Source organism: Sphingomonas sp. LR59, from assembly GCF_036855945.1.
Classification (GTDB): domain Bacteria; phylum Pseudomonadota; class Alphaproteobacteria; order Sphingomonadales; family Sphingomonadaceae; genus Sphingomonas.
On the sequence record NZ_JASPFL010000001.1, the window covers coordinates 3,556,621 to 3,569,650 of the forward strand.

The 13,030-nt window shown below is 66.0% G+C and carries 12 protein-coding genes and 3 pseudogenes; 14 read left to right on the forward strand and 1 reads right to left on the reverse strand.

The genetic code is table 11. The features are described 5' to 3' along the window. The first annotated feature begins 56 nt into the window (after positions 1-56). The 8 genes and pseudogenes from glmM to QP164_RS16795 all read left to right on the forward strand — a co-directional run bounded on the left by glmM (position 57) and on the right by QP164_RS16795 (position 7,823). Positions 57-1,397, forward strand: a complete 1,341-nt coding sequence (gene glmM, locus QP164_RS16760; RefSeq protein ID WP_333923861.1) for a phosphoglucosamine mutase — start codon at positions 57-59, stop codon at positions 1,395-1,397. Then, positions 1,397-1,612 (forward strand): DUF1272 domain-containing protein, encoded by a 216-nt coding sequence (locus QP164_RS16765; protein ID WP_120300812.1) that lies wholly within the window; start codon positions 1,397-1,399, stop codon positions 1,610-1,612. Before glmM ends, QP164_RS16765 begins: the two co-directional genes overlap by 1 nt. Positions 1,613-1,931: 319 nt before the next feature. After that, a pseudogene (gene thiD, locus QP164_RS16770) lies at positions 1,932-2,778 on the forward strand (bifunctional hydroxymethylpyrimidine kinase/phosphomethylpyrimidine kinase). After that, the gene (locus tag QP164_RS16775; RefSeq protein WP_132742395.1) at positions 2,778-3,416 is read left to right on the forward strand and encodes a ribonuclease HII; all 639 of its coding nucleotides are present in this window, start codon (positions 2,778-2,780) and stop codon (positions 3,414-3,416) included. Before thiD ends, QP164_RS16775 begins: the two are co-directional and overlap by 1 nt. 176 nt (positions 3,417-3,592) lie before the next feature. Next, positions 3,593-4,732 carry a site-specific DNA-methyltransferase gene (locus QP164_RS16780; protein ID WP_132742394.1) on the forward strand — a complete coding sequence of 380 codons (1,140 nt, stop codon included), beginning with the start codon at positions 3,593-3,595 and terminating at the stop codon, positions 4,730-4,732. A 167-nt stretch (positions 4,733-4,899) separates the two neighbouring features. Continuing rightward, positions 4,900-5,958 carry a dihydropteroate synthase gene (folP, locus tag QP164_RS16785; protein ID WP_333923862.1) on the forward strand — a complete coding sequence of 353 codons (1,059 nt, stop codon included), beginning with the start codon at positions 4,900-4,902 and terminating at the stop codon, positions 5,956-5,958. Between the two features lie 80 nt (positions 5,959-6,038). Continuing rightward, on the forward strand, positions 6,039-6,923 hold the full coding sequence (locus QP164_RS16790; RefSeq protein WP_132742392.1) for a bestrophin family protein: 885 nt from the start codon (positions 6,039-6,041) through the stop codon (positions 6,921-6,923). 462 nt (positions 6,924-7,385) lie between these two features. After that, positions 7,386-7,823 carry an META domain-containing protein gene (locus QP164_RS16795; protein WP_333923863.1) on the forward strand — a complete coding sequence of 146 codons (438 nt, stop codon included), beginning with the start codon at positions 7,386-7,388 and terminating at the stop codon, positions 7,821-7,823. Positions 7,824-7,862: 39 nt separating this feature from the next. Here QP164_RS16795 and QP164_RS16800 read toward each other — a convergent pair. Continuing rightward, positions 7,863-9,277: pseudogene (locus tag QP164_RS16800) on the reverse strand (sigma-54-dependent transcriptional regulator). Positions 9,278-9,428: 151 nt separating this feature from the next. Here QP164_RS16800 and QP164_RS16805 point away from each other — a divergent pair. From QP164_RS16805 to QP164_RS16825, 6 genes and pseudogenes are all read left to right on the forward strand, one after another. Beyond that, a pseudogene (locus QP164_RS16805) lies at positions 9,429-9,554 on the forward strand (aa3-type cytochrome c oxidase subunit IV); the annotation flags it as partial. Positions 9,555-9,558: 4 nt separating this feature from the next. Then, on the forward strand, positions 9,559-10,680 hold the full coding sequence (locus QP164_RS16810; protein WP_333923864.1) for an NAD(P) transhydrogenase subunit alpha: 1,122 nt from the start codon (positions 9,559-9,561) through the stop codon (positions 10,678-10,680). A 76-nt stretch (positions 10,681-10,756) separates the two neighbouring features. Further along, positions 10,757-11,128: an endonuclease domain-containing protein gene (locus QP164_RS16815; RefSeq protein WP_333923865.1), complete on the forward strand. Its 372-nt coding sequence runs from the start codon at positions 10,757-10,759 to the stop codon at positions 11,126-11,128. Further along, positions 11,128-11,436: an NAD(P) transhydrogenase subunit alpha gene (locus QP164_RS16820; protein WP_333923866.1), complete on the forward strand. Its 309-nt coding sequence runs from the start codon at positions 11,128-11,130 to the stop codon at positions 11,434-11,436. The genes QP164_RS16815 and QP164_RS16820 overlap by 1 nt, the downstream gene beginning before the upstream one ends. A gap of 98 nt (positions 11,437-11,534) precedes the next feature. After that, positions 11,535-11,753 carry an NAD(P)(+) transhydrogenase (Re/Si-specific) subunit beta gene (locus QP164_RS19910; RefSeq protein WP_443027455.1) on the forward strand — a complete coding sequence of 73 codons (219 nt, stop codon included), beginning with the start codon at positions 11,535-11,537 and terminating at the stop codon, positions 11,751-11,753. Then, positions 11,753-13,024 (forward strand): NAD(P)(+) transhydrogenase (Re/Si-specific) subunit beta, encoded by a 1,272-nt coding sequence (locus tag QP164_RS16825; protein ID WP_443027456.1) that lies wholly within the window; start codon positions 11,753-11,755, stop codon positions 13,022-13,024. Before QP164_RS19910 ends, QP164_RS16825 begins: the two co-directional genes overlap by 1 nt. The last annotated feature ends 6 nt before the right edge of the window (positions 13,025-13,030 follow it).

Here is a 13,030-nt window from a genome sequence, read left to right on the forward strand (position 1 = left end):
TGATGTACCGCGCTATCAACGGATCGGACACCGATACGGGACGGAAAGCGGACGCGATGGCAAGAAAATACTTCGGCACCGATGGCATTCGTGGGGCCACCAACACCGCGCCGATGACCGCGGCGATGGCGATGAAGGTCGGCATGGCGGCGGGCGCCTATTTCCAGCGCGGCGATCACCGTCACCGCGTCGTGATCGGCAAGGACACGCGGTTGTCGGGTTACATGCTCGAATCCGCGCTGGTCGCGGGTTTCACCAGCGTCGGCATGGACGTGGTGATGGTCGGACCGATGCCGACCCCCGCGGTGGCGATGCTCACCCAGTCGATGCGCGCGGATATCGGCGTGATGATCTCCGCGAGCCATAACCCGTACGCGGACAACGGCATCAAGCTGTTCGGCCCCGATGGCTACAAGCTGTCCGACGAAGCCGAGGCGGCGATCGAGGCGTTGATCGACGGCGATATCCCGCTCGTGCCCTCCAGCCAGATCGGCCGTGCGCGTCGGATCGACGATGCGCAGGGGCGGTACATCCATTTCGCCAAGTCGACCTTCCCTGAGAATCTCCGCCTCGACGGCATGCGCGTGGTGCTCGATTGCGCGAACGGCGCCGCCTACAAGGTCGCACCGTCGGCGCTGTGGGAACTCGGCGCGGACGTCGTCGCGATCGGCGTCTCGCCCAACGGCACCAACATCAACGACGGCGTCGGCTCGACCGCCCCACAGGCGCTTGCCGAGACGGTGGTCGCCAGCGGCGCGGACATAGGCATCGCGCTCGATGGCGACGCCGACCGGCTGATCGTCGTCGACGAGACCGGCACGATCGTCGACGGCGACCAGCTTATGGCGACGATCGCGGCAAGCTGGGCACGGCAGGGCCGGCTCGCGGGTGGCGGGCTGGTTGCGACGGTAATGTCCAACCTCGGGTTGGAGCGTCACCTCGCCGCGCAGGGCCTGGGCCTCGTCCGCACCAAGGTCGGCGATCGCCACGTGCTCGAGAAGATGCGCACCAGCGGCTATAATGTCGGCGGCGAGCAGTCGGGCCACATCATCTTGTCCGATTATGCGACGACCGGCGACGGCCTCGTCGCGGCGTTGCAGATTCTTGCTGAAGTGAAGCGCTCGGGCGCACCGGCTAGCGAAGTCCTCCACCGCTTCGAACCGCTGCCGCAATTGCTCAAGAACGTCCGCTTCGCCGGCGGCAAGCCGCTCGATCACGACGCGGTCAAGGCGGTGATCGCCGAAGCCGAGGCCGAACTCACCGGCAAGGGCCGGCTCGTCATCCGCCCGTCGGGCACCGAACCGGTGATCCGCGTGATGGCGGAGGGCGACGATCTCGCCCAGGTCGAACGCGTCGTCGACCGGATCTGCGACGCCGTCCGGAAGGCCGCCGCCTGATGCTGGAGATGCGCCCCACCTGCGAACGCTGCACGACCGACTTGCCCGCCGATGCACCCGGCGCATTCATCTGCTCGTTCGAATGCACCTTCTGCGCGGAGTGTGCGGACGCGCTCGACGAGCGTTGTCCGAACTGCGGTGGCGAACTGCTCGACCGCCCGACAAGGCTGGGCGAGGCACCGCCGCAAAAGCCAGCAGCGGGCAGGCGGCACTAGGCGCCGTTCGATTAGGCGCCACCTGGCTCCTTTCGGCCACTTTAACCCCGTCTACCACCCCGGCGAAGGCCGGGGCCCAAATGGGGGGACGGTGCTAACCAAGGGCATCGCTTCGTTACTTTGCCCTTCCCAATTGGGCCTCGGCCTCCGCCGGGGTGGTAAAGGGGCATACCCCTGTCCTACATCTCACCAGGTATGACATAGCCCAGCATATGACCGCCAACCCCGCCAAACCCCGATCAGCGACCCCAAACGGCGCCCAAACGAAACCGTGCGAGCGTCTACACTTCCTATACTTCACTTTTTCCGCCGACCTCCAATGACCGCCAGAATCCTCATAATAGCCGGCTCGGATTCCGGCGGCGGCGCCGGCATCCAGGCGGATATCAAGACCGTCACCATGCTCGGCGGCCATGCGATGACCGCCGTCACCGCGATCACCGCACAGAACACGCTCGGCGTTCAGGCGGTCCACCAGATTCCGACCGACATCGTCCTTGCGCAGATCGAATCGATCGTGTCGGATATCGGCGTCGATGCGGTGAAGATCGGCATGATCGGCTCGGCAGCCACGGCAAACGCCGTAGCCGACCTTCTGCCCTCCTTGTTCCCCCGCGAAGGCGGGGCCCAGACTGGACTCCCGCCTTCGCGGGAGAACAAGGGGGGCAGGGCACCATCACCCTGCGTGCGTTCCCATCGTCTTCGATCCCGTGATGATCGCCACCAGCGGCTCCGTCCTCGCGGACAGCGACACGATCGCCGCCTTCGCGCGCCTCATGCGGATCGCCACGCTCGTAACCCCCAACCTCCCCGAACTCGCAGCCCTTGGCGGCGAGGCCGCGATCCGCGCGCTCGGCCCCGCAGTTCTCATCAAGGGCGGCCACGCCGAAGGTCTTCACATCGTCGACCGTCTCGTCACCGACGCCGGCGAAACCCGCTGGACCAACCCCCGCATCGAAACCCGCCACGCGCATGGCACAGGCTGCACGCTTGCCAGCGGCATCGCCACCGGGCTCGCCCAGGGCCTGTCGCTCGACGCCGCAATCGCGCGCGCCATCGCGTTCGTCCGTGCCGCGCTTGCCAGCGCACCGGGGCTCGGCGCAGGGCACGGCCCGATGGGGCACGCACTCGGCACCAGCCCTTTTGACCAGTTGAAAGACACCTAATGCCCGGCATGAAACACGAAAAACTCTGCATCGGCCCTGTCGCCGGTGTCGATGAGGCAGGGCGGGGGCCTCTTGCTGGGCCCGTAGTGGCCGCCGCGGTGATCCTCCCATCAAAAGGTGTCCCTCGCGGCATCGACGATTCGAAGAAACTCTCCGCCTCCGAGCGCGAACGGCTCTGCGCGCGCCTCAAAGGCTGTGCGATCGTTGGCATCGGTATCGTCCAGCCGGAAGAGATCGACACGCTCAACATCTACTGGGCGACGATGAAGGCGATGACGCTCGCGGTTGACGCGCTGGCGGTCGAACTCGGCCAAGCCCCCGGCCACGTCCTCGTCGACGGCAACCGCTTGCCCCGCTGGACTTACCCCGCCACGCCGCTGGTCGGCGGCGACGCGAAATCGCTGTCGATCGCCGCCGCCTCGATCGTCGCCAAGCACACGCGGGACCTCATCATGATCGCCGCGGCGGACGTGCATCCCGAATATAACTGGCATTCGAACAAGGGTTACGGCTGCGCGCACCATATGAAGGCGCTCCGCGAACACGGCCCCACGCCGATTCACCGCCGCAGTTTCGCGCCGGTCGCCGCCGCCTATCTGGCGCGCGAGGGACTTTTCGCGAAGGAAACGACGAGCTGAGTCTTTCGCGCCACACCCCAAGGGCTTGAGCCGCGAGTCTCCCACGACTCAACATCTGGACGAAGCCGACTCGATTGGTCTCAACGGCGGAATCGCACCGAAACGCCGTTAACGAATGTTTGCTTGACGGAGTCGGACAATTCCGCCGCTATGGGCGTCGATAAGGGGCGGAAATCATGGGTTTGATCGACACGATCGCGCGGCCGCGTGCGAAGAAGGCAGCGGAGCCGGCAGTTCAGCCGGTCCTCCCGCTCGACCAGATTTTACGCGGCGACTGCATCGAGCACATGAAGGCGCTTCCGTCGAACTCGATCGACATGATCTTCGCCGACCCGCCGTACAACCTCCAGCTCGGCGGCGAACTCTATCGCCCCGACGGCAGTCACGTCGACGCGGTCACCGACGACTGGGACAAGTTCGACACCTTCGCCGCCTACGATCGCTTCACCCGCGCCTGGCTGAAGGAAGCCCGCCGCATCCTCAAGGACGACGGCTCGCTCTGGGTCATCGGCAGCTATCACAATATCTTCCGCGTCGGTGCGGCGGTGCAGGATCTCGGCTACTGGATCCTCAACGACATCGTCTGGCGCAAGACCAACCCGATGCCGAATTTTCGGGGCACCCGCTTTACCAACGCGCACGAGACTCTGATCTGGGCGTCAAAGGGCGAGAAGGCGAAATACCACTTCAACTACCGCGCGATGAAGACGCTCAACGACGAGCTCCAGATGCGCAGCGACTGGGAATTTCCGACCTGCGGCGGCGCCGAGCGGCTGAAGAAGAACGGCACCAAGGTCCATCCGACGCAGAAGCCCGAGGCGCTGCTCTACCGCATCCTGCTCGCCTGCACCGAGCCCGGCGACGTCGTGCTCGATCCGTTCTTCGGCACCGGCACGACCGGCGCGGTCGCCAAGCGCCTCGGCCGCAGCTGGATCGGCATCGATCGCGAGGGCGATTATATCGAGGCGGCGCAGGAGCGGATCGAGGCCGCGCTGCCGCTCGACGAATCGGCGATCCGCACGATGATGAGCCCGCGCACGCAGCCCAAGGTCGCGTTCGGTGTGCTCATCGAGAACGCGTACCTCGCCCCCGGTGCGGTACTGACGGACTCGAAGCGTCGCTGGCGCGCGACGATCCGCGCGGACGGCTCGCTGCTCAGCGACTGCGGCACGATCGGCTCGATCCACAAGCTCGGCTCGACGCTCCAGAACGCCCCCGCCTGCAACGGCTGGAGCTTCTGGCATTACGAAAGTGACAAGGGCCTGAAACCGATCGACGACCTCCGCCAGACGTACCTGCTGGCGACCACGGTTTAAGGGTGGGTTTAGAAATTGCCGTTCGTGCCGAGTAGAGACCGAGCGTAGTCGAGGGCTCGTATCGAGGTACATCTCCCTCGATACGCCATCTCGACACGCTCGATGTCTACTCGGGACGAACGGGATTGGGAGTTTGAACGGCCAGCGGTTTTGAGGAACAGGGGATCATGACCAGCCTCCACCTCCGCCCCGTCCAGTTCGTCGACACCCCCGTCGGCCACGAAGACGGCAGCGTCGCGCGCCTGGCGGGCGGGATGCAATGGTTCGCCGCGTACGAAGTGATCGAAGGCCGCGCCCGCCGCACGATCCCCGTCGCCGATATCGCCACGCTAGGCGAACGCGCCGCCCACCTCCACGCCGCCATCACCGCACCCCGCAGCGCACTCCAGCTCGGCGAACGCACGCTCCGTTTCGACCAGCCGATCGTCGCCGGCATCCTCAACGTCACCCCCGACAGCTTCTCCGACGGCGGCAAGCACGTCGACGATCCCGCCGCCGCCGCCGCAGCCGGGATCGACATGGCCGCCGCCGGCGCGACGCTGATCGACGTCGGCGGTGAATCCACCCGCCCCGGCGCCGCCGCGGTCTGGGAAGGCGACGAGATCGCGCGTCTGGTCCCCGTCGTCGAACGCCTCGCGCGCGCCGGTGCGATCGTGTCGGTCGACACGCGCAAGGCCGCGGTCATGGAAGCAACGCTCGCCGCCGGCGCGCACATCGTCAACGACGTGGCGGCACTTCTATGGGACGACCGCGCGCTGGAGGTCGTCGCAAAAAGCGGCTGCCCGGTCGTGCTGATGCACTCGCCCGACCCAAAGAAAGGCGGTCACGGCGATGGCGGCTACGGCAACGTCCTGACCGACGTATTCGGCTGGCTCGAAGCCCGTATCGCCGCGGTCGTCGCGGGGGGTGTCGACCGGTCGCGGATCATCGTCGATCCCGGCATCGGCTTCGGCAAGACGCTCGCCGAGAACCTCGCGCTGCTCAACGGCCTGGCGATCTTCCACGGTCTCGGCTGCCCGATCATGCTCGGCGCGAGCCGTAAGCGGCTGATCGGCGCGCTCTCGAACGAAGCGCCGGTCGACCAGCGCCTCGCCGGTTCGCTCGCGCTGGCGCTGAAGGGCGCGGAGGCCGGCGTCCAGATCCTGCGCGTCCACGACGTCGCCGAGACAGTCCAGGCGGTGAAGATCTGGCGCGGCCTGCGCGATCAGTCGCTCGTCGGGGGCTGATCGTCGACGGTAACTGGCGCTGCATTGCAGCGAAACGCCTCTTCGCGCATTAAAAGCGCATTAAACAAGGGAGCTTTCGTTTGATCGTCACTGCAACACCGCGCCTCAGTCAGATCCTGAGCGAGGTTTGGCGCCCGCTGCTCGGCCTCTTCGTCTGGGACGTGATCGTCACGATCACCTATTACGTCCTGCCGTTCCACGCGCCGGCCTTGCCGCTGACCCTCTTCGGCACCGCGCTCGCGCTGTTCCTCGGCTTCCGCGATAACTCGGCGTATCAGCGCTGGTGGGAAAGCCGCGGGCTGTGGGGCCTGATGATCAACGCCTCGCGCAACCTGGCGCGGATGGCGCGCAACATGCTGCCCGAGCCCGAGGGCCACGACATGAAGCGGACCATTGTGCTCCGCCAGATCGCATATGTGAATGCGTTGCGCTGTCAGTTGCGCAAGCAGCCCGCACCGCCCGAGGTGTTGCGATTCCTGTCGAAGGAGGAGGCGTCGTTTGCGCTTGAGCGTACGAACATCGCCAACGGCCTGCTCGACGGCACCGGCCGCCGGATCGACATCGCGCGGCGCAACGGCTGGATCGACACCATCCAGCAGACGCAGTTCGAGGCGATTCTGGTCGACATCGCCAACGCACAGGGCGGCATGGAGCGGATCAAGAACACGCCACTCCCCAACCAGTACCGCTTCTTCCCAAGCCTGTTCACGCGACTGTTCTGCGTGCTTCTCCCGATCGGCCTGGTCGAGACGCTCGGTTATGCGACCCCGGTCGGTTCGACGATCGCCGGGCTGATGTTCCTCGCCGTGCTGCAGATCGGCGACGATCTGGTCGATCCGTTCGCGGACACGATCCACGACGTGCCGCTCAACGCGATGTGCCGGACCATCGAGATCGACTTGCTCCAGGCGATCGGCGATCCCGCACCCGAGCCGTTGACGCCCGACAAGGGTGTGCTCTGGTAATTTGAACCGCGGCAGACGGCTGTCGCGGCAAGACCGTCAGGTCGACGGCACGTAAAGTGACTTGTCCAACGGCGAACTACAGCCCAGTTTTACGCATGGCGAAATCGCAGCATATCGAACGAAGCGGCGGCGGGAGTTATCCCGCTGCCGAAGTGTCGGTCCACATCGGAACCCGCGTGACATTCGACGCCCGCATGACAAGTGTCGGACTGCTTTCGGTCGGTGTGCTCGTTTCCGGTATTCTTCTGTCGACCGCAGTCGTTGTCTTGGCAGCGGGTCAGAACCGGCGAAAACGGACCTGACGCGGGTAATGCTAGCCAAAGCCTTATCCTCCTCGGCGCCGTTTGGGTGATGCCGCACGCTGGCGTTCTTCGGGCCTTCCGGTGGCCAGCTTTCGTCCTCATGGCCGTTTCAGGATGTGGCGGATCAGCCGCCGTCGAGCAGCCAACCTCACGAACCGAGGTGACCAACGAAGTATGGGCGCTTCGCCGGCTCGACGGCAAATCTGTGCACCGCGCCCGCCCCGAAACGGTAACCATTCAGTTCCTGGCCGATCACGGCGTCGTGGGAACATCCGTCTGTAACGATGTCGGCGGCAACGAGCTCAAGTGGTTTTCGGGCCCCTCCGACAGGAACGGCGCGTTCAAACGCGATCGGACCGAAGCGACGATTACTACGGTGGTCGGATGCCTAGACGGGCGCGCAACCGAGGTCGCCGATCGGTTCTGGCGAGAAATGCGCATGGCGAATGCATGGTCGCTGCAAGGGAGGACGTTGCACATCAAGTTTTCGGACGGGAGCGTTGCGGAACTGGTGCCAGCCGGAAAATCTGACTCGAAACGTAAAATCGGCTGCACAAACGGCGATTCGAGCAATCTCGATTGTCCAAGCCTGGGATAGGCTATTTCGACAGCAGGACCGTCGCCATGCCGTTTTGCCTCATGCGGCGTTGTCGATCCCTAGGTCGCTTAGCTTGCGGTACAAAGTCGAGCGGCCGATGCCGAGGCGGCGGGCGACTTCGGTCATGCGGCCGCGGTAATGGCCGATCGCCAGGCGGATGACGTCGGCCTCGATCTCTTCCAGGGCGCGTAAATTGCCGTCGGGGCGAAACAGCGTGACGCCGCCGCCGCCCGCCGCGACTGCGGCAGGGCCGCGTTGGCGGTTGCCTAGCGCGGCGATCTGCGGGAAATCCTCTTCGGTTAGCGCGGCGCCTTCGCACAGCACGGCGGCGCGGAAGAGTGCGTTCTGCAACTGGCGGACGTTGCCGGGCCAGTCGTACTGGACCAGGAGCTTCAGCGCGGCGTCGGTGATCCCGAGCGGCCTTAGCCCCGGTTGCTCGGCGATCCGCGCGAGCAGGTGGCGAGCGAGCGCGGGAATGTCGCCGGTGCGTTCGCGAAGCGGCGGGATCGTCACCTGTACCGCGTTCAGCCGATAATAGAGGTCTTCGCGAAACCGCCCCGCCTCGACCTCGTCGAGCAGCCGCTGGTTGGTCGCGGCGATCACCCGCACGTCGACATCGCGCGCATGCCGTGCGCCGATCGGCTGGACCTCGCCGGTGTGGAGCAGATGGAGCAGCTTGGCCTGCGCCTCGAGCGGCATCTCGCCGATCTCGTCGAGGAACAAGGTGCCGCCATCGGCATCGTGGAAGCGGCCGATCCTGCGCTCGAACGCGCCGGTGAACGCGCCTTCCTCATGGCCGAACAGCTCCGATTCGATCAGATTGGCGGGCATCGCCGCGCAATTGACGGTGATCATCGGTTTCTTGGCGCGCGGCGAGGCGGCGTGGATCGCCTCGGCGACGACCGCCTTGCCGACCCCGCTCTCGCCCTCGACCAGCACCGCGACGCGCGCGCGCGCCGCCTTGGCCGCGATCGCCAGCGCGGCGCGGAAATCGGGGAGGAGCCGACGATCTCGTCGAACGCGAGCAGCGCGGGGATCTTTTCGGTGAGCGGGCGCAGTTCGCCCGCCGCGGTGCCGGCGACGGCCGCCTCCAGCGCGGCGAGCACGCGGTCGGGGGCGAGCGGCTTGACCAGGAAATCGGTGGCGCCCGCGCGCATCGCCGAGACCGCGTGCGCGACCGAGCCATTGGCGGTGAGCATCAGGATCGGCAGCGCGGGGCGACGTTCGCGGAGTTCGGCGATCAGCGCGGTCGCGTCGCCATCGGGGGCGGAGTGATCGAGCAGGATCGCATCGAGCTGCATCCCGTCCTGCGTGCCGAGCGTGGCGATCGCCATCTCGCCATCGGTCGCGAACACCGCGCGCCAGCCGCCACGGGCGGCAAGCGTCGCCACCAGCCGGCGCTGTGCAGGCTCGTCGTCGATCAATAATACTAGGCGCTGGCCGTTGCGCGTCATGGCGAATCCTGTCCCGTTCCGGCACGTGCAATAGCGCAGGCTAGTAAAGAGCGCCTTAAATGTCGTGCTTGGCGATCCCGGATGTGCGGGTTAAGGTCGGTGCCATAGAGGATGGCGCTCCGCAGATTGGGGCCAAAAGACAGGGGCACGAACCATGGCCGGCAACGGAGACATGAAGGCGCACGTCGCGACCTATTCGAGCGTGACGGGGATGATGAAATGGGGCTCGGTAGGGTGCGCGCTGGTCGTCGCGCTCGTCATCTGGTTGATTTCGTAACATCATGAAGATCGCCGTCCTGAAAGAGCAAGCGGACGGCGAGCGGCGGGTCGCCGCGACGCCGGAAACCGTGAAGAAGTTCATCGCGCTGGGGGCGGTGCTGGCGGTGGAGGCCGGGGCGGGCGAGACCGCGTCGATCGCGGATGCTGGCTATGCCGATGCGGGTGCGTCGGTCGGCGACCGTGCGGCGACGCTGGCGGGGGCGGACATCGTGCTCGGCGTGCAAGCGGCGGATCCCGCGACGCTCGTCGGCGTATCGTCGGGGGCGTGGGTGGTCGCCAGTTTCAATCCGTTCGGCCAGCGAGACCGGGTCGAGGCTTATGCCGCGGCCGGGTACGAAGCGCTGGCGATGGAGTTCATGCCGCGCATCACGCGCGCGCAGTCGATGGATATCCTGTCGTCGCAGTCGAACCTGTCGGGCTACAAGGCGGTGCTCGACGCAGCGGCCGAATATGGTCGCGCGTTTCCGATGATGATGACCGCGGCGGGGACGATTTCCGCGGCGAAGGCATTCGTGATGGGCGTCGGTGTCGCCGGTCTCCAGGCGATTGCGACGGCACGACGGCTGGGCGCTCAGGTGTCGGCGACCGATGTCCGCGCCGCGACCCGCGAGCAGATCCAGTCGCTTGGGGCGAAACCGATCTTCGTCGAATCGGTCGCTGGGATCGAGGGCGAAGGGACGGGCGGATACGCCGGCGAGATGAGCCCCGAATACCAGGCGGCGCAAGCCGAATTGGTGTCGGGCCATATCGCCAAGCAGGACATTGTCATCACCACCGCGCTGATCCCCGGCCGTCCGGCGCCGAGGCTGATTTCGGCGGCGCAGGTGGCCAGCATGAAGCCGGGCTCGGTGATCGTCGATCTTGCGGTCGAGCAGGGGGGCAATGTCGAGGGCTCGGTCGCGGGCGAAGTGGTCGTGGTGAACGGCGTCAAGATCGTTGGCCACCGCAACGTGCCGTCGCGGTTGGCGGCAGACGCCAGCGCGCTGTTCTCGCGCAACCTGTTCAACTTCCTCAACGCCTTCTGGGACAAGGAGGCGGGCAAACCCGTGCTCGACGCGGAGATCGGCGACGCGGTGCGGCTGACGCAGGGCGGCAAGATCGTGAACCCGCGGTTGCTGTTGTGATAATCTTCCCCGGCACGGGGAGGGGGACCGGCGCAGCCGGTGGAGGGGCGTTCCGCACATCCTACGCCCCGAAGTATTGCTCGCGCGCCGTCTGCGCCGAGAGATGAGCCTCCCGGAAGTGCTCCTATGGGAGCATCTCCGAGGACAGAAGACCGGCTTCAAGTTCCGCCACCAGCATCCCATCGGGCCGTACGTCTGCGACTTCTACTGCGCTGCCGTGCATCTGGCGGTCGAGGTCGATGGCGAATTCCACGGCCGCGGCGACCGACCCCTGCGCGACGCCGAGCGCGACAAGTTTTTTGAGCAGAATGGCTACCGGGTGCTGCGAGTGGCGGCAGGCGACGTGCTGAGGGATATCGAGGCTGTGGTGACGATGATCGTATCGTCCGCGGCCAGCCCCTTCCACCAGCCTGCGGCTGGTCCCCCTCCCCGTGGCGGGGAGGAATAATGGACTTTATCGCGATCCTGTCGATTTTCGTGCTGGCGTGTTTCGTCGGGTATTTCGTGGTGTGGGCGGTCACGCCGGCGCTGCACACGCCGCTGATGGCGGTGACCAACGCGATCTCGTCGGTGATCATCGTCGGCGCATTGATCGCCGCCGCTGCTGCGGGAATCGGGGCCGGATCGGGCGTGGCGAAGGCGCTAGGCCTGATCGCCGTCGTGCTGGCGAGCATCAACATCTTCGGCGGCTTTGCGGTCACCGCGCGGATGCTGGCGATGTACAAGAAGAAGGAACGGCCGGTCGCGAAGCCTTAAGGCCGTCACCCCAGCGAACGCTGGGGTCTCGTGCCGCAGGGACGCGTGCGACTACCGGGAGATACCAGCGTTCGCTGGCATGACGGCAAGGGGATGGAATGGAACACGCACTGACGGTCAGCCCCTGGGCATCGCTCGCCTATCTGGTCGCGGGGGTGTGCTTCATCCTCGCGCTACGCGGGCTGTCGAGCCCGGCGTCGAGCCAGCGCGGCAACCGCTTCGGCATCATCGGCATGACGATTGCGGTGGTCACGACCCTGGTGACGCATGTGCCGCTGCGTTCGGAAGCATGGCCCCCGGCAATCCGCATGATCTGATGATCGACTGGACGACCGTTGTTGAAATCCTCGCAGCGATCGGCGTAGGCGCGGCAATCGGCCTCGTCACCGCACGCCGGATCGCCATGACCGCGATGCCGCAGCTCGTCGCCGCCTTCCACAGCCTCGTCGGCCTCGCCGCGGTGCTGGTCGGCGTCGCCGCGTACCTCAACCCGCAGGCGTTCGGGATCTCCGACCTCGTCATCCCGCTGATCGGCCAGCCCTTCGCGGTCATCCACCCGGTCAGCCGGATCGAACTCGGGCTCGGCGTGGCGATCGGTGCGATCACCTTCTCGGGCTCGGTCATCGCGTTCCTGAAGCTCAACGGCAACATGGGCGGCAAGCCGATCATGCTGCCCGCTCGTCACGTCATCAACATCGCGCTGCTCGCCGCCATCCTCGGCCTGATCGCGTATTTCGTCACCGATCAGTCGGCATGGATCTTCTGGACGATCACGGTCTTGAGCTTCGTCATCGGCTTCCTCCTGATCGTCCCGATCGGCGGCGCGGACATGCCCGTGGTGGTCAGCATGCTCAACTCCTATTCGGGCTGGGCCGCCGCGGCGATGGGCTTCACGCTGCACAACAGCGCGATGATCATCACCGGCGCGCTGGTCGGCAGCTCGGGCGCGATCCTCAGCTACATCATGTGCCGCGCAATGAACCGCAGCTTCATCAGCGTGATCGCGGGCGGCTTCGGCCAGTCCTCGGACGCCGGTGGCCCCGCCGCAGCCAGCGATCGCCCGTGGAAGCGCGGTTCTGCCGAGGACGCCGCGTTCCTCATGAGCCAGGCGGAGCAAGTCATCATCGTCCCCGGCTACGGCATGGCGGTCGCACAGGCGCAGCACGTGCTCCGCGAAATGGGCGACAAGCTGAAGGCCGAGGGCGTCCGCGTGAAGTACGCAATCCACCCGGTCGCGGGGCGCATGCCGGGCCACATGAACGTCCTGCTGGCCGAAGCGAACGTGCCGTATGACGATGTGTTCGAGCTCGAGGACATCAACAGCGAGTTCGCGCAGACCGACGTCGCGTTCGTGATCGGCGCGAACGACGTGACCAACCCGGCCGCCAAGACCGACAAGTCGTCGCCGATCTACGGCATGCCCGTGCTTGACGTCGAAAAGGCCAAGACGGTGCTGTTCATCAAGCGATCGATGGGCGGCGTCGGCTATGCCGGTGTCGATAACGATCTGTTCTACCGCGACAATACGATGATGCTACTCGCGGACGCGAAGAAGATGGTTGAGGATATCGTCAAGGCGCTCGACTAGGTCTCG